We start from the raw sequence: 22,620 nt of genomic DNA on the forward strand, positions 1-22,620 counted from the left end.
CGATATATCGATCAGTCGGGAACGCGGGCGGACACTCCAAGTGAAGAACGCAGGATCTGCCATCCCCGGGGTCCGATAGCCTTATGCAGATGCAGTCGCAGCCACGGCAGGCTGAATCGAATGGTCGGGTCTAGAGCAAGTGCAAAATCTGCCAGTTCGCGGGAGATATCGGATTCACGCTCATCAAGGGCGGCTGCGGCCTGGATGGACGCGTTAACGGCAAGATCTCGCATCAAAATCGTTCGAAATTGCTCGACGTCTGACCGCGTCGAGCCGACACGTTCTAGAAAGTGTTCAATCGCCGCCCTCCTTTGTTGGAGATCCGGAAGGCGGGCCGATGAGTAGGAACGTGACATATTATGCGAATGCATGCGGTAAGCCGCCTGAGGGGCGCCAACGAACCCCACAGGTCCTTCGGCCGACAGATTCAGCCACATCGCCATGTCACCGGCGTGTGGGAGATGATGAGAATAACCGCCGACCTTCTTTTGTACCGCGGTCTTCACGACCGCAGTCGGCGTTGGAACAATGTTCCTGCCTTCCATAGCCTTGATGAAGTCCGCGCAGGCGAACACTTTCGTGGTGTCGCTGAACGCGGTTCCAAACGGTTTGCGCGCGACCTGCGTCCCATCGTCGTAGGCCAGAATCGCATCCCCAAAGGCAAAGCTCATGTCTGGATGCGCTCTATGCAATTCGGCGGCACGCGAGAGCGCACCGGCAAGCAGATAGTCGTCCGCGGATAGAAGGAGGAAAAGGTCGGCCTTGGCCCACTCGATCCCTTCGTTGTAGGTCGTTATGTGTCCTTTGTTTCTTGTGTGACGAACAAACTCAATCCGGTTGTCCTGACGAGCGAGTTCCTCTGCGACCTCAGGTGAGTCGTCAGGCGAGGCGTCATCGATGATGAGCAACCTTACCTCGACATCTTGTTGGGTGGTGACGCTGTCGACGCACTGTTTGAGAAATTTGCCGTAGCGGTAGCAGGGGATCACAACATCGACAGTGGTCATGTTCGCCTCTTTATAACGAGATTGAGATCGGAAAGGTCCGTCGAGATCGTGATCTGGCGGCATCCGCGGCGATCGCGTTGCGAATTGCGGTATCAACAGCTGCCCCGGCGGTATCCCAGGACGTCGACTTGACACTGTCGGCAGCTCTTTGGGCCGCACTGCCAAAGTTTGGCATTGTGACTATCGCTTCCAGTGTTTCGGCAAGCGCATGCGGCAGCAGCGCGGCGTATCGGACATAAGCATTGTCCAGTACGATGCGATTGTGATCCGCTTCGTTGACGACTGGTATGCAGCCGCAGGCAAGCATTTCATGAGGCACGAGCGAGACGTTCGTCAACGAGAGGCTTAACCCTGCGAAACTGCGGTTGTAGATCTGGTTGAGCTTGTCCGGAGAGACCAGGCCGTGGTTGGTGAACTTGAAGGGAAGGCTTCCCATTGGCTGGCCAAACAGGTGCAACTCGATTTCAGGCTGCCGCTTGGAAAACAGCTCGAGAGCAAGCAGCCCAATCTCGACCGCACGGCGCGGGGTGCCTGCCCTCGCATAGAAGGCAATGCCGGAGCGTTGCGAATTGGCATCAAAGCGATAGCGTGTGGTATCGCACCCGAATGGAAACCAGTCCGTGTCCATTCCGAACTCGCGCGTGAGCTTTTCCGAGAGCCAACGTCCCGCGGTGATCCCGTGGAATCCCATCCTGTAGGTGGTCTCTGCCAGAGCGCTGTTGGTGCCCACGGGGTAGAAGTACGGTTCATAATCCTGGATGAAATAGAACCTTTTGCCGGAGCACGACGCGTTGAACGCGGCATAGGCAGTGGGCCAGCATGTTGCTATGACGCCGTGGGCATCCTTCATGCCATGGCGAATGTCCTGGATCTCGCAGGTCAGTCCATAGTGAGACCGTGCCAGGTCCTGATAGTATTTTCCGTCACCGCCATAGGGGTCATAAAAGTACACGCGGTTTCGGTAGCCGGCTGCCTGAAGATACTTAAGTGTACGAAATATCGTCGTGTGGCCCCCCGATCCGGGTCCAGCAGGGCCCACGATCCAGTTTAGCTCGATCGGTTGGCCGTCGTTTCTGACAGGGATGGTTTGGTGTTGCGGCTTCGACAGGTCGGCCTGCAGGACATCCGATGGAAAAACGTGCCACATAAATGTTTTGGGTCGAATTGCGTCCGACAGCTTGGTCCTGATTTTGTCAGTGAGCGCGCCCGGCCCCTCATCGAACACAAGGCGCTTGATCTGACGCGTACGGCGGTTCAGCTGTGTGTGTGCTGTCGCCACGATCGCAATTGCCGACGTGAGGAGACTGACGCCCGAAAACTTCTTTGATTTAAGTGGCAATCGCGCCGTCTCCATGCCCAATGCGGTCTTTACGCTCGCCTGCCGCGACGGTGTCTTTCCGCCTGGTCGATTGCGTCTGCATGACCAATTTCTATCTTATTCTATAAATTACTTTCGCTAGACAATGTAAAACTGGCAAATTGATTTCACGTGTACTCCTTTCGATCTATTGAATACCGATTTTTGTTTTCTTTACTCGAAGGATAAAAAAAGACTTCTTTGTCTTCAGTACATTGTTCAGCTGGGGGCGCGTTTTATGCTCGAGGTAAATGACGATCCGCTGGGATCAAGCGGTTGCTACGCGAGGCGGATGCCATGATCGCACAAAGCGTAAGGCTGGGCGATGACGTCGTGATCCATCATCCAGATCTCGTAAATCTTTACGGCTGCTCGATCGGCCGAGGCTCGCGCATCGGAACCTTTGTCGAGATCCAGAAGAACGCCTCAATCGCAGAAAACTGCAAGATCTCCAGCCACTCTTTCATCTGCGAAGGCGTCACCATCGAAGACGGCGTCTTTGTAGGCCACGGCGTGATGTTCACCAACGATCTGCATCCACGTGCCGTCAATCTCGATGGCACCCTTCAGTCCGACGCGGACTGGTCGGTCGTGCCGACGCTCGTCAAGCGTTACACCTCGATTGGCAGCAACGCGACCATCGTCGCCGGCATAACGATTGGCGAAGGCGCGCAGATTGGCGCGGGTGCGGTCGTCACCAAGGACGTGCCTGCCTACGCAATTGTTGCCGGCGTACCGGCAAGAGTTATCGGCCGCGCAAAGGATGCGCCGCTCGAAGTCATTTCATCCGGGAGAGCAAGATGATTGGGGTTGCTGTCGTCGGTTACGGGTATTGGGGGCCGAATCTGGTCCGCAATCTTGCAGAAACGCCGGGAGCAAAGCTTGTCTGGGTATGCGATCTCAAGAAGGATCGCCTTGCCGGCGTCCAGCTGCGCTATCCGACAGTCCAGATCACCGACGATTTCGACGAGGTGTTGCGTGATCCCCGCGTTGATGCGGTCGCTATCGCGACGCCGGTATCGGCTCATTACATGCTGGCGATGAAAGCCCTGATGGCCGGAAAACATGTGTTTGTTGAAAAGCCGATGGCGTCAACCTCCGAAGAGGCTCGCCGGATGGTGGAAGAGGCGGCGCGCCGTCGCCTTGTTCTCGCTGTCGACCACACCTTCATTCATACCGGCGCCGTCCGCAAGATGCGGGAAATCATCGAGAATGGTCTCGGAGACATCTACTACTACGATTCCGTGCGCGTCAATCTCGGCCTGTTCCAGCATGATGTCAGCGTCATCTGGGATCTCGCCGTCCACGATCTGTCGATCATGGACTACGTCCTGCCGGAAAAGCCGGTGGCGGTCTCGGCGACGGGCATGGGTCACGTTGCCGGCGAGCCCGAGAACATCGCCTATCTGACACTTTTCTTCGAGAGCAAGCTGATCGCCCATATCCACGTCAACTGGCTCGCACCCGTCAAGGTGCGCCGTACGCTGATCGGCGGCAGCAGCAAGATGATCGTTTATGACGATCTGGAGCCAAGTGAGAAGATCAAGGTCTACGACAAGGGTATCACGCTCAACGGCAATCCGCAGTCGGACGGCGAGAAGGTCTACGACATGCGCGTCGGCTACCGCACCGGCGACATGTACGCCCCACAACTCGATATGACGGAAGCACTTGGCCGGGAGCTCAAGCAGTTTGTCGATTGTGTCATGACAAACAGCCAGCCGATTGCCGATGGCCATGCGGGACTGCGCGTCGTGCGCATTCTTGAAGCCGCCACCCAGTCGCTCGCACAGCGCGGGCGTGTCATCGAACTCGAGCCGGCGAGACTGATCGCATGATCCCCCTTCTCGACCTCAAGGCTCAATATGCCTCTATCAAGAGCGAGGTTGAGCCCGCCGTGATGCGCGTGCTCGCCTCGGGCCATTATGTCCTCGGCGAGGAAGTCGCTCGCTTTGAGGACGAATTTGCGGTCTATTGCGATGCCAAGCATGCGATCGCGGTCAACACCGGGACAAGCGCTTTGCATCTTGCCCTGCTTGCTGCCGGCCTAGGTCCAGGTGACGAGGTTATTACCGTTTCCTTCACCTTTGTCGCGACCGCATCCGCAGTCTGCTACACGGGCGCTCGTCCGGTCTTCGTTGATGTCGAGCCAGCGACGCTGACAATGGATCCGGCTAAGCTGGAAGCCGCGATAACACCGCGGACCAGGGCCATCATGCCCGTCCATCTTTATGGGCAGATGGCCGACATGGACGCAATCAAGGCTATCGCTGACAAGCATGGAATTGCGGTGATCGAAGACGCCTGCCAGGCCCATGGCGCCGAATATAAGGGACGGCGTGCGGGAAGCATCGGTGTGTCGAGCTGCTTCAGCTTTTACCCCGGCAAAAACCTCGGCGCCTGTGGCGAAGGTGGTATCGTCGTCACCAACGATGACGAACACGCCAAGAAAATCAGAATGTTGCGGGACTGGGGCCAGGAGCAGCGCTATCACCACACGCTGAAGGGCTTCAACTACCGCATGGATGAGATCCAGGGCGCGATCCTGCGGATCAAGCTTCGACATCTCGAAGCCTGGACCGAAGCACGACGGGTTCGTGCCGATCGCTACTCAACGCTTTTGGCCGATTCGCGCTCGGTGCGCGTCCCCGTTGCGATGACGGATCGCCGCCACGTCTACCACGTCTACGCCGTGCGCAGCCGCGACCGTGAGCACCTGCAGCACTCGTTGCGGTCAGAGGGCATCCATACCGGGCTCCACTATCCGATCCCGATCCACCTGCAGAAAGCGCATGTTGATCTTGGGTATCGTGCCGGAGATCTCCCGGTATCGGAGGCCGCAGCGCGTGAGGTGCTCTCGCTGCCGATCTATCCGGAGCTGACATTGGAGCAAGTCGATCAGATTGCAGCTGCTGTGGAGCAGGACGCCTATGTCAGCTGACCCCGTCACCGGCGTGCGTCTTGTCCTGGCTGTCCATGGGCGCCAGCAAACCTCCGTGGACCCCGACTATGTCCTTCATCTGGCCGAAGAGTTGACGCGCTCCTATGGTACCGTGGGCCTCGTAGAACTCTACGCACGCTTCGCGACCGGCGACGGTTTTGTTGACAGTTTCATGCGCAAGGCGATCTGGAAAAGCCTGGCGCGCGCCTGTGGCAACGGCTTGCAGGTCGGCAGCGGCGCCGGTTTCAAACATCCGGAAACCTTCGAAATCGGCGACGGGGTTTTTATCGGCGCACAAGCCTACATTCAGGGCAGATTCGACGGCACGTGCCGCATCGGAAACAACGTCTGGATCGGCCCCCAGGCCTATTTTGATGCGCGTGACCTGGTGCTTGAGGATCATGTTGGGTGGGGGCCAGGCGCGAAGGTCCTGGGCTCAAGCCATACTGCAATGCCAGTCGATATGCCGATTATCCGCACCGACCTCGAAATCAAACCCGTCCGCATTGGCGCATGGGCAGACATCGGCACCAGTGCCACGATCCTTCCGGGCGTGACTGTCGGCAAAGGCGCAATTGTCGGCGCGGGTGCCGTTGTTGTTGACGATGTTGCCCCCTTCTCTGTCGTGGCCGGCGTTCCTGCAAAATTCCTCCGCTGGCGAACGGATCAGGATTCGAGCGGACCAAATTCGGAGTGTTAGAGTATGAAGGATAAGCGGATTTTGATCACCGGCGGTGCCGGTCTCATCGGCTCGCACATTGCCGATCTCGTCGCCCGCGAGGAACCCAAGGAAATAGTGATCCTGGACAATTTCGTCCGCGGCAGGCGTGAGAACCTGGCCGACGCCATCAAACGGGCTCCCGTGACGATAGTCGAGGGCGACATCAGGGATCGCGCGCTTATCAAGGAAGTGAGCCAAGGCATCGATGTTGTCTTCCACCAGGCCGCCATTCGCATCACGCAGTGCGCCGAGGAACCGCGGCTTGCTTTTGATGTCCTGGCAGGCGGGACATTCGACGTGCTTGAAGCGGCGGTGCAGGCCGGGGTGTCGAAAGTTGTGGCCGCGTCCTCAGCGTCGGTCCTTGGACTGGCCGACACCTTCCCGACCACCGAGGAACATCACCCCTACAACAATCGTACCATCTATGGCGCCGCCAAAGCCTTCAACGAGGGTGTGCTGCGCAGCTTTGCGGAGATGTATGGCCTGCGCTATGTGGCGCTTCGCTACTTCAACGTCTACGGTCCGCGCATGGATGTCTACGGCGCCTACACGGAAGTTCTGATCCGCTGGATGGAACGCATTGCGGGCGGCTTGCCGCCGATCATCCTCGGGGATGGTACGCAGACGATGGATTTCGTTCATGTGCACGACATCGCGCGGGCCAATCTGCTTGCCGCGAAATCCGATGTGACTGACGAAGTCTTCAACGTCGCAAGCGGCACCGAGACGAGCTTGCGTGAGCTTGCAACCCTGTTGACCAAGGTCATGGGCTCGTCGTTGGAGCCGCAATTCGGACCGGCGCGTAAAGTCAACGCCGTGCCGCGGCGCCTTGCCTCGACCGCCAAGGCCGAGAAGCTTCTTGGCTTCAGCTCAAAGGTGACAATGGAAGAGGGCCTGCGCGATCTCGTAGAGTGGTGGCGCCAGGAAAAGAGCCTGAACGCAGGAGAGGCAGCATGAACCAGATCCCGGTTGCCAAGCCCGTCCTCGATGAGCAGGAGGTCGAGGCGGTTCGCCGCGTCATTCTGTCCGGTTGGGTTACACAAGGGCCAGAGGTCGCTGCCTTCGAAGAAGAGTTCGCCGATTTTGTCGGTGCCCGGCATGCATGTGCCGTTTCCAATTGCACGACCGCGCTTCACCTCGCCCTGAAGGCGGTCGGCGTCGAGGCTGGCGATGAAGTCATCACCGTTAGCCACACCTTCATCGCAACCGCAAATGCGATCCGCTATTGCGGTGCCGTGCCCGTCTTCGTCGATATCGAAAAAGACGGCTACAACATCGATCCCGACCTCATCGAGGCGGCCATCACGCCCCGTACCAAGGCCATCATTTGCGTCCATCAGCTCGGAATGCCTTGCGATCTGCATCGCGTCGTTGCGATCGCGGCCCGTCATTCCATCCCCGTGATCGAGGATGCCGCTTGCGCCACCGGCAGCGAAATTCTCTGGAAGGGCCGCTGGGAAAAGATCGGCAAGCCCCACGGCGATATAGCTTGTTTTTCGTTTCATCCTCGCAAGGTGGTGACAACGGGTGATGGCGGCATGCTGACGACGGCCAATCCCGAGTATGATCGAAAGTTCCGCCTGTGGCGGCAACATGGAATGAGCGTCACCGATGCTGTGCGGCACGGTTCGAAGCAGGTTATTTTCGAGTCCTATCCCGAGCTTGGATACAATTATCGGATGACGGATATGCAGGCAGCCGTTGGCCGCGAGCAACTCAAGCGTTTGCCGGCGATCATTGTGCGTCGGCGCGAACTTGCGAGCCAGTATGCCGAACAGCTTTATGCAGCAGCGGGGGTTGCGCCGCCCATCGAGCCCTCGTGGGCGCGCAGCAATTGGCAGAGCTTCTGCTTGGGATTGTCACGAGATCTCGACCAGCATGAAATCATGCAGGAGTTGCTTGATCAGGGCGTCTCGACGAGACGGGGGATCATGAACATCCATCTTGAGGCCGCCTATGCCGAACCGGGTTCACATCGCGTCGCAACGAGCTTGCAAGAAAGTGTCCTGGCACAGCAGCATTCGATCATTCTTCCTCTGTTTGTGCAGATGACGGCGAGCGAATTGACGTCGGTTGCCGAGGCAGTGAAAGCGTCCGTTTGCGCGCCTGAATTGGCAATCGAACAGGTGGGCTGATCTTTCACGCGTTTCTTGTCACTGGTCTTCCCCTGGTCCGCATCCGGATGCCAGTCTTCGAACCATCGCTACCCCCCCACATCGATTGGATCGCGACCTTAGCCGCTACGTCAAGGCGCCCGCGGAGAAGCGGTTGCCGAGCTTGGCATCGCTCCCGGACTCGGAAATAGCAAATGCGGCCACTCCCGTGCAGATGCGGACCTCGTCGAGCCAAACGGCCGACATGCTGTTCGGAAAATGTCGAAGCGTCTGGATTCAGACCACCCGCCATTGTTTGAAAGACAACAGTTTCCTGATCGCACTGTAGGTTGCCAGTCGGTCGGCGCGCAGCACCAGAGACTGTCGCAGCTTCGTGCGTGACATCACTATGTGTGGAGGAGCGAAAAACCACCCGCCTCGATAAGCGGAACCCGAATCCGCCAACCAACGCGATGGCCATGGAAAACAACGCGGGGCCGTGGATATTTATGCACTCCGCATACTTTCAAGCAGTGGCCGAATTGCTTTCGGGAACATGTGTTGTGGAAGCAGACCAGCCAGCATCCTCAGCGAGAATAGACCAACCAGAATTGCGACAAGCAGTCCAAGGCTTGTCGCTTGCCATAGCGGCAAAAACTGGAATGCGCCGAAGACGAGTGCCGATATCGGGAGATAGGCCGCGATTAGCTTGCGATTGGCCGGTGACCAACGGAAGTTCGTGAAGCGTCGCGCCACACAATACATCAGGATGCTGTGCCAAACATAGAGGCCGAAGAAGGCAAGGCCAGCGCCTGCCGCCCCCAATTTCGGCACACACAGCCAGGCAAGTCCAACATGAACGATGGCGGCAGCGACTTCCGACCAGAAGAAAATCGCCTTTGCACCCTTGGCAAGAACAATGAACCCAACCGGCCAGGCCACAATGCGCAGCATCATTCCAAGGCAAATCCAGCGGAGAATATCGACCGCTCCCTGAAATGCAGAGGAGTAGAACAACGCCATGACGGCCGGGGCAAGCGTTAGCGTTGCGATCAGGCCCGGACCGGCCAACAGGATGCTGACTTCAGTCTGTTCGTTGACCAGCCGATTGCATTCCGTATTGTCCTGGGAGACGGCCGTGAGGCGCGGATAGAAGTCGGTGCCCATGGCCTGCAAAATGAAGGCCGCATAGAGCCCTCCCAGTGACCAAGCGGCCTGATAAAGGCCTGCTGCATGTAATCCACTTTGTGAGGAAATGAGGAGACGAATGGCATAGGCACTGCCCATGGCAAGGAAACTGCTCGCCATGAACACAATGCCAAGCTTGAACAGAGCGCTAGTTTCCTGCAAGGCGCGTTGCGCCGAAAGAGGCGCGCGAGGTATATCTATCCTCCGGCTGAACCACCACGAGGCAACAAAGCTTGCGAAGGCAGCTGCCACCAGCGATATCGCAATTCCAGGCTCTCCGAAGAAGTAAATGATCGGCACCCCGACCGCTACGCTGAAAAGGCCCCCAAGAACGCTCATCCAGGCAAGGCTGGAGATATCACGCATACCCTGTATCAGCGCGGCTCTTCCTCCCGCTGCTACCTGGAAGAATACTGCTAGCGATAAGAGCATCACTCCAACTGTATGCTGGGGGGTGCCGAAGGTAAATTGCGCAACAGGTGCCGAAAAGAGCAGCAAAAGGGCTGTTCCGACGAAGCCCAAAAGCAAGGAAACGCGGCGCAGCACCGCTACGACCTCGGCTATCTGCACAGTGTCTTTTGAATTGATGGCGGCAATCTGGCGAACACCGCTCGCATTGATGCCAAGCCCCGCCACGGTCTGTGAAATGTCCGCGATCGAACTGTAAAGAGCCATCACTCCGATGCCCTCGGGCCCGAGAAGCAGCGCCATGGCTTTGTTTCGGATGATGGAAAACATCACATTGATAAGCGACGACCCGCCGATAAGCATCGTCGACTTGACGATCTGTAAGTAACTCTTGCTCCCGGTGCCGATGGGAGGGGTCATCTTTGACGGGCCTAGCGTCGGCTTTTCAACACGATCGTCGTTGTCGAGGTCGCTGATCATTGGCTGATGTTGCGCGCAGTCGTTTCGGCCGCCTTTAGAGAGTTTGTCGTGGACGTTTGGGAGCCTGGCCGCAGGGTAACTTTCAGGACATCGCCAGGCATCATCGTGGTTGTTTCGGAGGCGTCGATTTCGTTGCTTTTTCCAGCAAGATTGCGAACGATGCTGAATGTGAGCTTTGGATCCTCATTGGGCCGCGCGGCGCTGCTGGACGACAGGCTGTCCATCAGCAGCTTCTGACTGGTATCTCTCTTCAGCAGCAACTGTCCTATGGTCGCCCGCTCGGCCTGCAATTCCGAAGCAACTTCCGTCTGTCTTCTATCGTATAGACCCTCGAGATCTCGCGTTGCCTGACTTATGCTTTGGCGGGCCCGCATTATTGCAACCGTGAGATCAAGGCGGTCGTTTTGATAGCCTCTCATGACACGCTCGACCTCGGCCTGTCGCGTTGCAACGATAGCGCCCTTCTCAATGAGGGCAATCGTGCTGTCGAGCTGCTGTTGCACCGAGCCTATGTTCGCGTCCGTGCTCTTTACCTTCTCCTCCAGTACGTTGATTTCCTCCGACAGGAGGTCACGTAGTCCCGACAGTGATTTCGACTGTCTGGTCAGTTCATTTGCCCTGGCGGAGAATATTGCCTCTTCCTGCCTATAAATGGCAGCAGTCAACGGGTTCGCATCCGCGCTCTCTTGTCGGGGTTGCAAACTCTTTTCCCCGGCCATTTCCGCTTCCAGACGCTCGACTCTGGCCGTGCTGCGGATGATGGAGTCGTCGATTTCCTTTAGGTCACCCACCAGTTTGGTAATGTCCAGCGAGCTTTGCAAACCAGCTGAGGCGCGCATTTGGCCTCCTCCCATTGCGAAAGCCTGCAGGACAGTGATGTCGGCGTGAAACGCATACTCACCGGGATTTGTAACATCGCCAACGACATAGATTGGTGGATATTTGAGGATCTCGATTGTGGCGGCTGGCTCGTCGACCAGCCCGATCTTTTCCTTCAACTGCTTTGCAATGGTCGATGCCAGCGTTGTCTCATCCATGTTTCCAACGGAAACAGGTCCAAGCAGGGGGATCGATATCGTTCCTGCGTCCGAGACCGTGTATTCCCCTCCGACCGTGGCCCATTGCTCGTAGCTCCCCTTGGTCGGCATCCACTGGACGAGTGTCAACCGGACCTTCGTGTTCGGAAGAAGTGGGCTGCCGCAAGCCGCGCCGACATTCAGGAAAACGAGCGCAGCAATCGCTGCGGCGGGAAGCCGCGCTAGTGGCCGTAAAAGGTTGCCGAAGCCCATCCTCAATATCAAATAGTGCATCAGCAAACTTCCAGAGTTGGTTCCGCGTCGTTGCAAGTCTAATTTAGAGATGTCGCGAGAGTTTTATTTTAGATCTATTCTCTGTTGCTTGAAGAATACATTTACATGCGACCATCCGACAAGGGGCGCCAAATAACCAAAAATGATGAGCGTCTGACAATGATGACGGAAAGGAAATCTCTCGGGGCATTGGGGTTAGCTTTGAAACGTGGCTCGCCTGGAACAAAAACTAGCCAAATGGACTAACAAACCGTTGGCGGCACACCCACTATCGATCAACTATCATGGATCCAAAAACTGATCGAAGATGTCACCCCTACAGTACGCCGCTCTCGTTTCTTTAGTTCGGATGAATTCGTAATGGGTGACATCGATGTCCGTTTTTATCTTTCTATTCTGCTACGGAGATTGCCGTTAATTCTGTTGTGCGTGACCGTGACGACAGTTCTCGCTCTCACTGCTGCCCTCCTTTTGCCGCGTAGCTATCAGTCTACAGCCAAGATCCTGGTCGAGGCGCCACAGATTCCCGTCAATCTGGTGCGCTCGACAGTGCCGACAAGTTCGCTTGGCCAGCTGCAAATAATCCAGCAGCATCTAACGACACGGGACAATCTGGTTAGACTCGCGGCCAAACTCGACATCTATGCGGGCGAGCAGGAGAAACCTTCTGTGGAGTATTTGGTGAAGGACTTGCGGTCCCGGCTCATCTTTGAGGAAACCGAGCTCAGCAGCGGCGATGGCGCATCGGTATTCACAATTGGATTCGAGGCTGGCACGCCCGCGTTGGCGGCACGTGTCGCTAACGAACTTGCGACATCGATCCTGCGCAGCAATCAGAAGCAAAGAACCGATAGAGCGGGGGACACGCTGGAGTTCTTCAACGACGAGGTGAAGAGGCTTGACGACGACCTCAGTCGCATTGAAGCTGACCTATTGAAATTCAAGAACGAAAACAGGGATACGCTGCCTGAGAGCCTGGCGTTTCGCCGCACCCAGCAGAGCACCTTGCAAGAGCGCCTGATATCGCTTGAGCGTGAGGAATCGGATCTTCGCACGAGACGCAGTCTTTTGGTCGAGACCTATATGGTGACCGGCAAATATCCGACAGGCGAGCCGCTGAGTGCTGAACAGCAGATGCTTTTGGATCTCAACAAGGCGCTTGCCGATCAACTCTCGGTCTTTGCCGAAACGAGCCCCAACATTATCGCGCTGAGAGCGCGCATTGCCGCCCTACGCGCAAAGGTCGTTCCCAAAAAGCAAGAGGGCGCCGATACCAAAGCGCAGTCCGGTCTTGACCTTCAGCTCTCCGACGTGGACAGGCGGATAGATGCAATCGAGAAGGAGCGGGTGCAGATAACCGAGAAGATCGCTTCTCTCACGCAATCCATAAGCGCCACGCCAGCCACCGACATCCGCCTGAACGCGCTTGAACGCACGCTCTCAAACACGCAAACGCAATACAATACGGCGATTGCCAAACGCGCGGAAGCCTCATTGGGCCAGCAGATAGAGGCGCGCTCGGATGGTGGCCGATTCTCGCTATTGGAAGCGGCCACCGAGCCGCAATCACCGTTGCGATCGCGCCGGCGTCTTATCGTCCTTGCTGGCTTATTGGCCGGCATTGCGCTCAGTTTTGCGATCATCGCATTGCTTGAAATGCTGAACAGGACGATCCGCCGGCCGGTCGAATTGGTCCAGATGCTCCAGGCACAACCACTGGCGGTGATCCCGTTCATCAACACCCCCTACGAAACGCGAACGCCGCCATTGAAGAGGAAGCTCAATAGCGTCACGCGGATGTTCAGCTACCATTGACGTTGAATTTGGGAAGAGGTTCCGCATTCCCAGACTGCTGGCCAAAGTGGTGAACCTAAATAGCGTCAGGCTTCGACGCAGTGATTGAGGACATGTAATGGAATTTGTTGGCAGATCGTCGCGTAATAGAGGGGTTGCCGAGATGGACGATCGGAGTCCGGCGTTGCCGGAACCGCTTGAAATTGTGAGAGGGGCGTGGGAGGGACTGCCCCCACTTGTCATCGACCACGATGCAGCCGCCAACAATCGCGTTATCACGTTGGACCGGTTGTCCCCGGCCCACGGCGCCTTTGACATGATGCGGACGAAACTGCTCCGTCTCCTCAGGGAGAATAACTGGACCTCGGTCGCCATCACGTCGCCTACCCCGGCATGCGGGAAGACGTGCATTGCGCTCAATCTCGCATTCAGTCTGGCCAATCAGAGGGATTGTCGAACTGTCCTTGTCGATCTCGATTTACGGCGCCCGCAGATCGGCAAGACCCTTGCCATTAAGAATCCAGGCTCTATCGAGAGTTTCCTGAAGGGCGACGCTGGCTTACGCGAAACCTTTTTCCGATACGGCGACAACCTCGCGATTGGGCCAAACCGGCAGGCGGTACAGTATTCGGCGGAACTCCTTCAAAGTGCCGCGGCAGCTCAATCGCTACGAGAGATGCGTCAGGAGATAAAGCCGGACGTCATCCTCTATGACTTGCCGCCAATGCTATCGACCGACGATGTGCTCGCCTTCCTGCCGAATGTGGACGGCGTCGTCCTCGTTGCCGCTTCCGACCAGAGCACAGTCAGCGAAGTGGATATTTGCGAGCAGAGCCTGCGCGAGAAAACGAACGTGCTAGGTGTTGTCCTCAACAAGAGCCAGTACAGTCAGGAACAATATGGCTATTAGGAAAAGAGGCCGCCCCGGACAGTCCTTCTTGGCATTCAACCCTGGCTCGAGGCCTCGCGCTTTCCTCCGGCACTCTCGAACTGATTGCAAGGCGGCTCGGTTAGATCATTTGCTGCGAGTTCTTTGAGCTTTGCCGCAATTTCAGTCAGTCCACGCTCTTCAGCATAGTGCATCAGGCCACCGCGCCAGCGCGGGAATCCATATCCATGGATTTCCACGAGGTCGATGTCGGAGGCCCTGAGCGCGACCTTTTCATGCAGGATCTTCGCGGCCTCGTTGACCATTGGAAGGACAATGCAATCAATGATGTCGGCTTCATCCCACTGCCGTTGCGATATTCCTTTGGCTTCCCCCGCAATGATATCAGCGACGATATCAGAGGGTTGCGGAGTACGGTCGCCCTTGGCGTAGTCGTACCATCCACCACCACTTTTCTGCCCAAAGCGCTCCAACGCACAAAGCCGTTCGGCGATCGGCGCAAAGGGCGTTTCGCCACGGGCGCGCGCCGCCCGGCGCTGGAAAGCGGCGATGTCGAGACCGCCGAGGTCCTGAGCCTCGAAGGGACCCATGGACAGGCCGAAGTTGCGCATCGCCGCATCGACCGCCTTTGGTGTCGCACCTGATAGCAGCAGGCGTTCGGCTTGGGCGCGGGTGATTTTCAGGATCCGGTTGCCGATGAAGCCATCGCAAATGCCGGCGCGCACGGGAATCTTCTTCAGCATGCGGGCGAGCACGAAACCCGTCGCGAGTGTCGCCGGCGTCGTATGAGCGGTCGGCACGATCTCAAGCAGTTTCATGACATGGGCCGGGCTGAAGAAGTGCAACCCGAAAAAGCGCTCCGGGTGTTTGATGCCGGCCGCTATCTGCTCGGGGTCAAGGTAGGAGGTGTTCGTGGCAAGCACGGCATTGGGACGGCAGACGGTGGAAAGCTTGCCGAAGACCTCGCGCTTCACGTCGAGATCTTCAAACACCGCCTCAATGACGACGTCGACCCGAGCAAGAAGCTCGTAGTTGGTCGTGCCGATTACACCGGACAGTCGCTCGGCCGCCGTTTCAGAGGTGATCCTGCCGCGCTTGACCGAGTTTTCAAAAATCGAACGCAGGTTCGATAGTCCCCGCTCGACTGCCGCCTCGTCGCGTTCCACGAGAGTGACCGGAAGGCCTGCATCGCGAAGGGCTGCCACAATCCCTGCTCCCATGGTGCCGCCGCCGATGACGGCGGCAGAACGGATCGAGCGGGTCTCGACGCCGGCAAGCTCAGGGGGCCGCGGCGCGCTACGCTCTGCGAAGAAAACGTGGCGCAAGGCGGCAGCCTGGGACGAGCCGCGCAATTCGAGAAATGTCTGGCGCTCGAAGGCCATTGCAGTGTCGAAATCTGCTTCGACCGCCTTGCGCACGCAGGCAAGTGCGCGGAGCGGCGCGTCTTCGCGCTTGGCGCGATCGGCAACGGCCCTAGACGTTGTTTCCCAGAAAGTCGCGTCCACTGCGGGCACGCTTCTTTCGCTGAGTGGAAGCGGAAGAGATTGATCTACGGCCGCCCGTGCAAAGTCGATCGCTCCCCGTTCCAGATCACCCTCGACGATAGCGTCGATCAGCCCTTGCGATCGAGCCTTCGGCGCCGCCAGCGGGGCACCAGATGTAACCATGTCCGCAGCGAGCGCCGGTCCGATCAGTCGTGGCAGGCGCACGGTCCCTCCGGCCCCTGGAACGATGCCTAGCCGGACCTCGGGCAAGCCGACGCTCGCCGAGCGTACGGCAATGCGGAAACGGCAGCCGAGCGCCACTTCGCAACCCCCTCCGAGCGCACTGCCATGAATTGCCGCTATCCATGGTTTGGTCGCCGTCTCGATACGAGCGACGAGATCCGGAAGGTGAGGGGGCATCGGCGGCTTGCCGAGTTCGTTGACATCGGCACCGGCGATGAATGTCCGCCCTTGGCAGATCAGGACCACGGCGCGCACCGAGGGGTCGGCGTCCAGCGTTTCCGCCGCATTCCACAGCTCCTGGCGCAAGCCCTGCGAGAGCGCGTTGACGGGCGGGTTGTCAATGGTGACGACGGCGACGTCGCCGGTGCGTTCGATGGTCACGGTCATGATGTCATAGTCCCAGGTAGGCTTCGCGAATACGTTCGTCGGCAATCAGCTCCGGCGCTGGTCCCGACATTGTAATGCGGCCGGTCTCCATCACGTAGCCACGGTCGGCGATGGAGAGTGCGCCGAAGGCGTTCTGTTCGACCAGCAGCACGGTGACATTGAGCGCGCGTAAGCCCCTCACCACCTCGAAGATCTGCGCGACGAGGATCGGAGCCAGCCCCATGCTCGGCTCGTCAAGCAGCAGGCAGGAGGGACGGGCCATAAGGGCGCGGGTGATGGCAAGCATCTGCTGCTGACCGCCAGAGAGGCCGCCGGCCGCCAGATTGCGCTTCTCGCGCAGGATCGGGAACATGGCGAATGCGTCCTCCATGTCCCGTTCGACCTTGTCATCCGAATAGAGGAAAGCGCCCAGACGCAGGTTTTCCTCGACAGAAAGATTTGTGAAGATCTGCCTGCCCTCCGGCGATTGCGAGAGACCGCGTGCTGCGCGACGGTAAGCCGGAACGGCGTTCAGGGCCTCGCCACGAAACACGATGGTGCCAGCTGAAACCGGCTGTATGCCGGATAGGCATCGCAGGAGCGTCGTCTTGCCCGCCCCGTTCGCGCCCACCACCGTGACGATTTCACCGGAGCCCACCTCAAGGTCGATGCCGTGCAGCACCTCGATGCGGCCGTAACGAGAGCGTAGTCCCTCAACAGTCAACATTGGCCGCCTCCACACCCTGTGCACCGAGATAGGCTTCGACGACCCGCGGATTGCGCGCCACGGTCGACGGTTCTCCCTCGGCGATCTTTTCGCCGTGATCGAGGACCACGATATGGTTCGATATTCGCATGACCATCTTCATGTCGTGCTCGACCAGCAGAATGGAAACGCCCGCAGCGGCGATCTCGGCGATCAGGTGATCGATCTCCTCTGTCTCAACGGCATTGCAGCCTGCGGCAGGTTCATCGAGAAGCAGGACACGCGGCTGCAAGGCGAGCGCGCGGGCGATTTCCAGGCGCTTCAGCGCACCATAAGACAGCGATCCGGCCGTTCTTTCCGCCGCCGGGGCAAGGCCCACCCGTTCCAGTAATGTGTAGGCGCCAGCCTCCGAAGTACGGCTTCGGCGGCGCGACGCCGGTAGCGCCAAAAGATCGGCCAGGACGGATCCCCGCTCATGCAGGTGATGGCCCACGGTGACATTTTCGAGGACGGTCATCGTCTGGAATATCTGCAGGTTCTGAAAGGTGCGCGACAGGCCGCGCTCGGCCAAAAGATGCGGGCCGAGGCCGGTGACCTCTTCCCCGGCGAGCAATATTCGCCCGCGCCCGGGCAGGTAGACGCCTGAGATCATGTTAAAGAGCGTCGTCTTACCCGCGCCATTCGGCCCGATCACCGAAACGATTTCGCCCGCCTTCAGGGAAAAGCTCACATCGTTGACGGCACGCAGACCGCCAAAGTCGATCCCTAGGCTCTCGACTTGAAGCAGGCTCATTCTCCCCTCCCTCTGATCAGGCGCGCAAGGCTCGGCAGCAAGCCGTCGCGCATGAAGATCATGACAAGCATCATGATGAGGCCGAGTACCAGCTGTTCGTATTCCTGGAACACGGTCAGAACCTGCGGCAACGTCGTCAGGATCGCGGCGCCGAGGATCGCGCCGGCGACCGAACCCGCACCGCCCAGAACCGCCATGGTCACCAGCTCGATCGAGTGCATGTAGCCGGCCACGTCGGGCGTGATGAACTTGTTCTGCAGAGCCAGTAGCGATCCTGCGACCGACGCGTAGACGGCGGAGATCACGAATGCCCGCAGCTTGTAGTTGGCGACATCGACGCCCACGGTCCGAGCCGCGATCTCCGAGCCGTGCAGCGCGCGTAGCGCCCGCCCGGTGGGGCTGTGAAAGAGGTTGAGCGCAAGCCAGGCGCCGATCAGCATGATGAGCCCGGTAAATGCGTACCAGAAGACGGGGTTCGACATGTCGAGGCCGAGCGATTTCAGCAGCGCCCGAAGTCCGAGATCTGCGACAGCGATGCCGTCGGGCCCGCCGGTCCAGGCGGCCTCGTTGGCAAGGACCATGGCGACCAGCGCTCCAAGCCCCAGGCTTGCGACAGCGAGATAATATCCCTTGAGCCTCAGGATCGGTCGGCCGACCAGCCAGGCGACGAGGGCGCAGAGCACGGCGCCAAGGATAGCGGCCAGAGCGGGATGCAGGCCGAGATGGAGCGGCGCAAGCGCGCAGCTATAGCCGCCGATGCCGACGAAGCCGGCATGGCCGAGGCTGATCTGGCCGGCATATCCGGTGAGGATGACGAGGCCCGTGACCGCAAGTCCGTTGACAAAGATCAGCGAGCCGACGCGGAAATAGTAGGACGAGGGAAACAGGAAGGGCAGCGCAATGATGAGGAGCGCAAGCACCAGTAAGGTGGTGGCTTTCGAGGAGAGTTTCATCGTCATACCCGATCCGTGACTTTGCGGCCAAAAATGCCCTGCGGCATGGCGAAGAGGACGGCGAGGATGACGATGAAGGCGGCAGCGTCCTTGTACTGTGAGCTGATGTAGCCGGCCGTCATTGCTTCGAGCATGCCGAGCAGAAGGCCGCCCACCAGCGCTCCCTTGGGATTGCCCATGCCGCCCAGCATGGCGGCGGCAAATCCCTTCAACGCGAGCGAGATGCCGACGTCATAGCTGGTCAGCGTGATCGGCGTCACGAGAACCCCCGCCAGCGCGCCGATCGCCGCCGAAAGCGCGAAGCTCAACGTCATAATGTAGCGGGTGTTGATGCCGACCAGCTGCGCGGCGATGCGATTGTTGGCGCTCGCCAGCACCGCGCGCCCGGTCAGCGTCTTGGTAAAAAACAGCCAAAGGCCAATGAAGACTGCCAACGCGCCAGCAACGACCCACAGGCTTTGCGGCAAAATGGTCGCTCCGGCGATCGCGATCGGCGTATCACCTGAAAAGGCGGGAAAGCGATGCAGTTGCTTGTCGAAGGTGATCTGCGTCAGCCCGCGGATGAAGATCGAGGCGCCGATCGTGATGATGATCAGGGACACGACGGGAGCCCCTCGCGCAGGCTCGATGGCGAGCTTGTTGAGCGCGACTCCGATTGCCGCTGTGACGAGGATTGCGAGGATCGCCGCCAGGGGCAGAGGAATGCCCGCCTGATAGGAAAAGACGGTGATCATGCCGCCAAGCATGACGAACTCTCCCTGAGCGAAATTCACGACATCGGATGCGTTGTAGATGATGGTGAAGCCGAGCGCGACCAGCGCGTAGACCGCGCCGACCGTCACCCCGGACAGCAAAAATTGCATGAACTCGGCCATGGGTCCCTCCGTTTGCGCTGCACGAGGTCGGGAGAGCTGGTCCCTCCCGACGGAAGCGGCTTTGCGCTCAGTCGACGATCTTCCAACCACCGTCTCGGATCTCGAGCATACGGAAGGCGGTGAGATCGAGGCCGAGGTGGTCGTCCTTTGCCATGGTGACGGTGCCGGTCGTTCCGACGACGCCCTTCGTCCCTTCGATGGCTTCGCGGATAGCGGCCGGATCGGCCTTGCCGGCGCGGTTGATCGCGTCGACCAGAATCCGCAGTGCATCATGGGCATAGCCCCCGAAGGTCGATACCGGCTTGCCGGTCGCTGCTTCGTAGCTCTTCTTGTAGGCAGCAACGACGGCGCGCTGCGGATCATTTTCGGGCAACAGGTCGGCCACTAAAAGAGCCGTGCCAGGCAGCCGAATACCTTCGGCAGCACTTGCACCAGCAAGATCGATGAAGCCGTTCGAGGCAACGCCGTGCGACTGATAGAGCGGCAGGCCGACGGCGAGCTGTGCGTAGTTTCGCGTGACGATCGCCGGCCCCTGGCCAAAGCCCGGGTTGAGGATCGCCTGGACGCCAGCCGTGTTCTTGATGTTGGTAAGCTGCGGGGTCATGTCCGCATCGCTCGGTCCATAGGTTTCGTCAGCGACCACCTCAATGCCGTACTCGCCGATGATTGCCATGCACTGCTTGCGCATCGAGGCGCCAAAGCCGTCGGAACCGGAAATCATGCCGATCTTCGTGAAGCCCTGCTTCTTCATGTCATCGAAGATCTTTGCGCATGCCATGCGATCGGTATGCGGTGTCTTGAAGGTATAGGGCTTCACCGGGTCGACAATTTCGATTGCGCCGGCAAGCGAGATGAAGGGGATCTCGGCATCTTCGACGACCGGAATGATCGCCATCGAGGTGCCGGTGGTGGTGCCGCCGATCACGGCAGTTACTTCGTCGTCCTCGACCAGTCGCGTTGCGAAGGTGCGTGCCTTGTTCGGGTCGCCACCATCGTCGTAGATGACGAGTTCGAGTTTCTCGCCAAGAACGCCGCCGGCGGCATTGATCTCGTCGATCAGAAGCTTCAGCGTCTTTGCTTCCGGATCGCCGAGGAACGAGGCGGGACCGGTTTCCGAGACGCTTGCGCCGATACGGATATCGGCAAGGGCGGGGCCGGCCAGACCGAGGGCAAACGCCAGCGTGCCCGCCAGCGCGGTCGTTATCGCAAATTTCATGTCAGTCTCCTCCCAAGAGAACAAAGGTTAAATCAAAGCCCGTCACGCCGTCTTCGGGCGGCGCCACATGACGGTGCAAAATCGGTTGGCCACGAAGGCCGCATCGGTCAGGCTGGCATTGCCGGCCGGGTTGGCGCCGGTGACGTGGAAATCGCTGAAGGCGGCGCTCTGGTTCACGTAAATGCTGCCGGTGAGGTTGACCGAGAGGTTGACGCCAGCGGCGGCAAAGGCATCGACAGCCATGTGGATACGGCTGTCGTCGGTGTCGTAAAGCCCTGCGGTAATTGCACCCTTGCGACGAGCAAGCGAGGTCGCCTGCGCAATACCGTCGGTCGCATCGGTGACGGCGACGATGAAGACGATCGGACCGAAGAGCTCTTGGGCATGCGCATTCGTTTCGTTGCCATCGACGGCAAGGATGAGGGGGGTCGCGGTGCGCGCATCACCTGACCCGATCCGGGCAGAGTCGCGAATGATTTTTCCAAGGCTGCGTGCGGCTTCGACACGCTGAACGGTCGCGGGGTTGGCGATCGCTCCACAGACGCCGGCGGCACGCACGGGCTCGGCAAGCAGATCGTCGATCGCCGCGGCAATGCCGGCTGCCACCTCGTCAAAACTCTTGTGACCCTCATTCGTCTGGATGCCGGTCCTGGCGACGTAGATGTTCTGTGGAGCGGTACACATCTGGCCGCTGTAAAGGGACAGGGAAAAGGCGATGTTGGCGCACATGCCGACAAAGTCGCCGGTGGCGGCGATGACGATCGAATTGACGCCGGCCTCTTCGGTATAGACCTGCGCCTCGCCAGCATGCTTGCGCACCCATTCGCCAAAACTGTTCGAGCCAGTGTAGTCGATGATCGACACCGCATCGCTCTTTACGAGATCGCCGGTGATTTCGGCTCCTGGCGCATCGGCCGCAAGGAGCGCGATATTGGCGTCAAATCCCTCCTCAACAAGCACCTCGCGAATGACTGCAACCGTGATCGCCAAGGGCAGGATTGCGCCCGGATGCGGTTTGACGATGACAGTGTTGCCGGTCGCAAGGCTGGCAAACAGGCCCGGATAGCTATTCCAGGTCGGAAAGGTCTGGCAGCCGATCACCAGTGAGACGCCGCGCGGTGCGATCCGCCAATGCTTTTCCAGTACAATCGGCTCGCCTTTGCCTTGCGGCTTGGTCCACAGGGCCTGTGTCGGGGTGCGGGTCATCTCCGCGTAGGCATAGGCAACAGCCTCAAGGCCGCGATCTTGCGCATGCGGTCCACCAGCCTGAAACGCCATGGCAAAGGCCTGTCCCGTCGTATGCATGACGGCATTGGCCATTTCGAAGCTGCGCCGATTGAGGCGGGCGAGAATTTCAAGGCAGATGCCGACACGTGTCTTCACAGAGGCAGTGGCCCATCCCGGTGCTGCAGACTGCGAGGCGGCAATCAGGGTGCCGGCATCGGCAGCCGGATAGGTGATATCGAGCGTTGGGCCGAACGGCGAAACTTCCGCACCGACCTGTGCCGTCGCAGGATGACCGGACATGTCGAAGGGCTTGCCAAGCCGGGCGTTGTAGGATGCGAGACCATCGTCCTTGGCGGTTTCGCCATAGATCTTGCCACTCGGGGTTTCCGGGTAGGACGACCAATAGCCGCGTTCCTGCGCAGCCTTTAGGGCTGCGGTAAGTGTCGGCTGGTGGCGGTCAAAAAGCGCATCCATCACATGTTCCTTTCATGCCGTGGATTTATAATTGACCGGCCGGTCGGTTTATGCAAGAGTTTTTTCATGCACCGCCCGATCCTGGCGGAACTGGA

Annotated in this window: 19 protein-coding genes; 8 read left to right on the forward strand and 11 right to left on the reverse strand. The window is 59.0% G+C overall.

The window, feature by feature from the left end:
* Positions 1-11: 11 nt before the first annotated feature.
* Both FHX09_RS19545 and FHX09_RS19550 read right to left on the reverse strand, forming a co-directional pair.
* Positions 12-1,007, reverse strand: coding sequence for a glycosyltransferase family A protein (locus FHX09_RS19545; protein WP_132590260.1), 996 nt, complete (start codon positions 1,005-1,007; stop codon positions 12-14).
* Between the two features lie 10 nt (positions 1,008-1,017).
* Positions 1,018-2,346: a glycosyltransferase family 1 protein gene (locus tag FHX09_RS19550; protein ID WP_132590258.1), complete on the reverse strand. Its 1,329-nt coding sequence runs from the start codon at positions 2,344-2,346 to the stop codon at positions 1,018-1,020.
* Between the two features lie 315 nt (positions 2,347-2,661).
* Between FHX09_RS19550 and FHX09_RS19555 the strand changes: the two genes are divergently transcribed.
* The 6 genes from FHX09_RS19555 to FHX09_RS19580 are packed head-to-tail and all read left to right on the forward strand — an operon-like array spanning position 2,662 to position 8,161.
* Positions 2,662-3,168, forward strand: a complete 507-nt coding sequence (locus FHX09_RS19555) for an acyltransferase (RefSeq protein WP_132590256.1) — start codon at positions 2,662-2,664, stop codon at positions 3,166-3,168.
* Positions 3,165-4,202, forward strand: coding sequence for a Gfo/Idh/MocA family oxidoreductase (locus FHX09_RS19560; RefSeq protein WP_132590254.1), 1,038 nt, complete (start codon positions 3,165-3,167; stop codon positions 4,200-4,202). The genes FHX09_RS19555 and FHX09_RS19560 overlap by 4 nt, the downstream gene beginning before the upstream one ends.
* On the forward strand, positions 4,199-5,305 hold the full coding sequence (locus FHX09_RS19565; protein WP_132590252.1) for a DegT/DnrJ/EryC1/StrS family aminotransferase: 1,107 nt from the start codon (positions 4,199-4,201) through the stop codon (positions 5,303-5,305). Before FHX09_RS19560 ends, FHX09_RS19565 begins: the two co-directional genes overlap by 4 nt.
* Positions 5,295-6,005: an acyltransferase gene (locus tag FHX09_RS19570; protein WP_132590250.1), complete on the forward strand. Its 711-nt coding sequence runs from the start codon at positions 5,295-5,297 to the stop codon at positions 6,003-6,005. Before FHX09_RS19565 ends, FHX09_RS19570 begins: the two co-directional genes overlap by 11 nt.
* Positions 6,006-6,008: 3 nt before the next feature.
* Entirely contained in the window at positions 6,009-6,983 is a 975-nt protein-coding gene (locus FHX09_RS19575) for an NAD-dependent epimerase/dehydratase family protein (RefSeq protein WP_132590248.1), read from the forward strand.
* Positions 6,980-8,161 (forward strand): DegT/DnrJ/EryC1/StrS family aminotransferase, encoded by a 1,182-nt coding sequence (locus FHX09_RS19580; protein WP_184450526.1) that lies wholly within the window; start codon positions 6,980-6,982, stop codon positions 8,159-8,161. Before FHX09_RS19575 ends, FHX09_RS19580 begins: the two co-directional genes overlap by 4 nt.
* 465 nt (positions 8,162-8,626) lie before the next feature.
* Here the strand turns inward: FHX09_RS19580 and FHX09_RS19585 are convergent, their stop codons facing one another.
* Both FHX09_RS19585 and FHX09_RS19590 read right to left on the reverse strand, forming a co-directional pair.
* On the reverse strand, positions 8,627-10,135 hold the full coding sequence (locus FHX09_RS19585) for an O-antigen translocase (RefSeq protein ID WP_132590385.1): 1,509 nt from the start codon (positions 10,133-10,135) through the stop codon (positions 8,627-8,629).
* A gap of 56 nt (positions 10,136-10,191) precedes the next feature.
* Positions 10,192-11,505 carry a polysaccharide biosynthesis/export family protein gene (locus FHX09_RS19590; RefSeq protein WP_132590244.1) on the reverse strand — a complete coding sequence of 438 codons (1,314 nt, stop codon included), beginning with the start codon at positions 11,503-11,505 and terminating at the stop codon, positions 10,192-10,194.
* 360 nt (positions 11,506-11,865) lie between these two features.
* On the opposite strand from FHX09_RS19590, the gene FHX09_RS19595 reads away from it, so the two are divergent.
* Together FHX09_RS19595 and FHX09_RS19600 are read left to right on the forward strand one after the other, a co-directional pair.
* Positions 11,866-13,320, forward strand: coding sequence for a Wzz/FepE/Etk N-terminal domain-containing protein (locus FHX09_RS19595; protein WP_132590243.1), 1,455 nt, complete (start codon positions 11,866-11,868; stop codon positions 13,318-13,320).
* Positions 13,321-13,462: 142 nt separating this feature from the next.
* Positions 13,463-14,209, forward strand: a complete 747-nt coding sequence (locus FHX09_RS19600; protein ID WP_007799935.1) for a CpsD/CapB family tyrosine-protein kinase — start codon at positions 13,463-13,465, stop codon at positions 14,207-14,209.
* 35 nt (positions 14,210-14,244) lie between these two features.
* On the opposite strand, the gene FHX09_RS19605 is transcribed toward FHX09_RS19600, so the two are convergent.
* The 7 genes from FHX09_RS19605 to paaN all read right to left on the reverse strand — a co-directional run bounded on the left by FHX09_RS19605 (position 14,245) and on the right by paaN (position 22,525).
* Positions 14,245-16,302 (reverse strand): 3-hydroxyacyl-CoA dehydrogenase NAD-binding domain-containing protein, encoded by a 2,058-nt coding sequence (locus FHX09_RS19605; RefSeq protein WP_132590383.1) that lies wholly within the window; start codon positions 16,300-16,302, stop codon positions 14,245-14,247.
* 4 nt (positions 16,303-16,306) lie between these two features.
* Positions 16,307-17,008, reverse strand: coding sequence for an ABC transporter ATP-binding protein (locus tag FHX09_RS19610; protein WP_184450527.1), 702 nt, complete (start codon positions 17,006-17,008; stop codon positions 16,307-16,309).
* Entirely contained in the window at positions 16,995-17,780 is a 786-nt protein-coding gene (locus tag FHX09_RS19615) for an ABC transporter ATP-binding protein (RefSeq protein WP_184450528.1), read from the reverse strand. The genes FHX09_RS19610 and FHX09_RS19615 overlap by 14 nt, the downstream gene beginning before the upstream one ends.
* On the reverse strand, positions 17,777-18,739 hold the full coding sequence (locus tag FHX09_RS19620) for a branched-chain amino acid ABC transporter permease (RefSeq protein ID WP_132590239.1): 963 nt from the start codon (positions 18,737-18,739) through the stop codon (positions 17,777-17,779). The genes FHX09_RS19615 and FHX09_RS19620 overlap by 4 nt, the downstream gene beginning before the upstream one ends.
* On the reverse strand, positions 18,736-19,608 hold the full coding sequence (locus FHX09_RS19625; protein ID WP_132590237.1) for a branched-chain amino acid ABC transporter permease: 873 nt from the start codon (positions 19,606-19,608) through the stop codon (positions 18,736-18,738). Before FHX09_RS19625 ends, FHX09_RS19620 begins: the two co-directional genes overlap by 4 nt.
* Positions 19,609-19,675: 67 nt before the next feature.
* Positions 19,676-20,824 (reverse strand): ABC transporter substrate-binding protein, encoded by a 1,149-nt coding sequence (locus tag FHX09_RS19630; RefSeq protein WP_183720663.1) that lies wholly within the window; start codon positions 20,822-20,824, stop codon positions 19,676-19,678.
* 42 nt (positions 20,825-20,866) lie between these two features.
* Positions 20,867-22,525: a phenylacetic acid degradation protein PaaN gene (paaN, locus tag FHX09_RS19635; protein WP_132590234.1), complete on the reverse strand. Its 1,659-nt coding sequence runs from the start codon at positions 22,523-22,525 to the stop codon at positions 20,867-20,869.
* Positions 22,526-22,620 lie beyond the last annotated feature (95 nt).

The organism is Rhizobium sp. BK538 (genome assembly GCF_014197575.1).
In the GTDB taxonomy this organism is placed as follows: Bacteria; Pseudomonadota; Alphaproteobacteria; order Rhizobiales; family Rhizobiaceae; genus Rhizobium.

Bases quoted from the DNA above. Each gene is read 5' to 3' on its own strand.
- FHX09_RS19590 (WP_132590244.1), bottom strand. From the start codon at position 11,505: ATGCACTATTTGATATTGAGGATGGGCTTCGGCAACCTTTTACGGCCA.
- FHX09_RS19620 (WP_132590239.1), bottom strand. From the start codon at position 18,739: ATGACGATGAAACTCTCCTCGAAAGCCACCACCTTACTGGTGCTTGCG.
- FHX09_RS19625 (WP_132590237.1), bottom strand. From the start codon at position 19,608: ATGGCCGAGTTCATGCAATTTTTGCTGTCCGGGGTGACGGTCGGCGCG.
- FHX09_RS19585 (WP_132590385.1), bottom strand. From the start codon at position 10,135: ATGACCCCTCCCATCGGCACCGGGAGCAAGAGTTACTTACAGATCGTC.
- FHX09_RS19575 (WP_132590248.1), top strand. From the start codon at position 6,009: ATGAAGGATAAGCGGATTTTGATCACCGGCGGTGCCGGTCTCATCGGC.
- FHX09_RS19570 (WP_132590250.1), top strand. From the start codon at position 5,295: ATGTCAGCTGACCCCGTCACCGGCGTGCGTCTTGTCCTGGCTGTCCAT.
- paaN (WP_132590234.1), bottom strand. From the start codon at position 22,525: ATGGATGCGCTTTTTGACCGCCACCAGCCGACACTTACCGCAGCCCTA.
- FHX09_RS19565 (WP_132590252.1), top strand. From the start codon at position 4,199: ATGATCCCCCTTCTCGACCTCAAGGCTCAATATGCCTCTATCAAGAGC.
- FHX09_RS19630 (WP_183720663.1), bottom strand. From the start codon at position 20,824: ATGAAATTTGCGATAACGACCGCGCTGGCGGGCACGCTGGCGTTTGCC.
- FHX09_RS19555 (WP_132590256.1), top strand. From the start codon at position 2,662: ATGATCGCACAAAGCGTAAGGCTGGGCGATGACGTCGTGATCCATCAT.
- FHX09_RS19560 (WP_132590254.1), top strand. From the start codon at position 3,165: ATGATTGGGGTTGCTGTCGTCGGTTACGGGTATTGGGGGCCGAATCTG.
- FHX09_RS19605 (WP_132590383.1), bottom strand. From the start codon at position 16,302: ATGACCGTGACCATCGAACGCACCGGCGACGTCGCCGTCGTCACCATT.
- FHX09_RS19580 (WP_184450526.1), top strand. From the start codon at position 6,980: ATGAACCAGATCCCGGTTGCCAAGCCCGTCCTCGATGAGCAGGAGGTC.
- FHX09_RS19545 (WP_132590260.1), bottom strand. From the start codon at position 1,007: ATGACCACTGTCGATGTTGTGATCCCCTGCTACCGCTACGGCAAATTT.
- FHX09_RS19610 (WP_184450527.1), bottom strand. From the start codon at position 17,008: ATGTTGACTGTTGAGGGACTACGCTCTCGTTACGGCCGCATCGAGGTG.
- FHX09_RS19595 (WP_132590243.1), top strand. From the start codon at position 11,866: ATGGGTGACATCGATGTCCGTTTTTATCTTTCTATTCTGCTACGGAGA.
- FHX09_RS19600 (WP_007799935.1), top strand. From the start codon at position 13,463: ATGGACGATCGGAGTCCGGCGTTGCCGGAACCGCTTGAAATTGTGAGA.
- FHX09_RS19615 (WP_184450528.1), bottom strand. From the start codon at position 17,780: ATGAGCCTGCTTCAAGTCGAGAGCCTAGGGATCGACTTTGGCGGTCTG.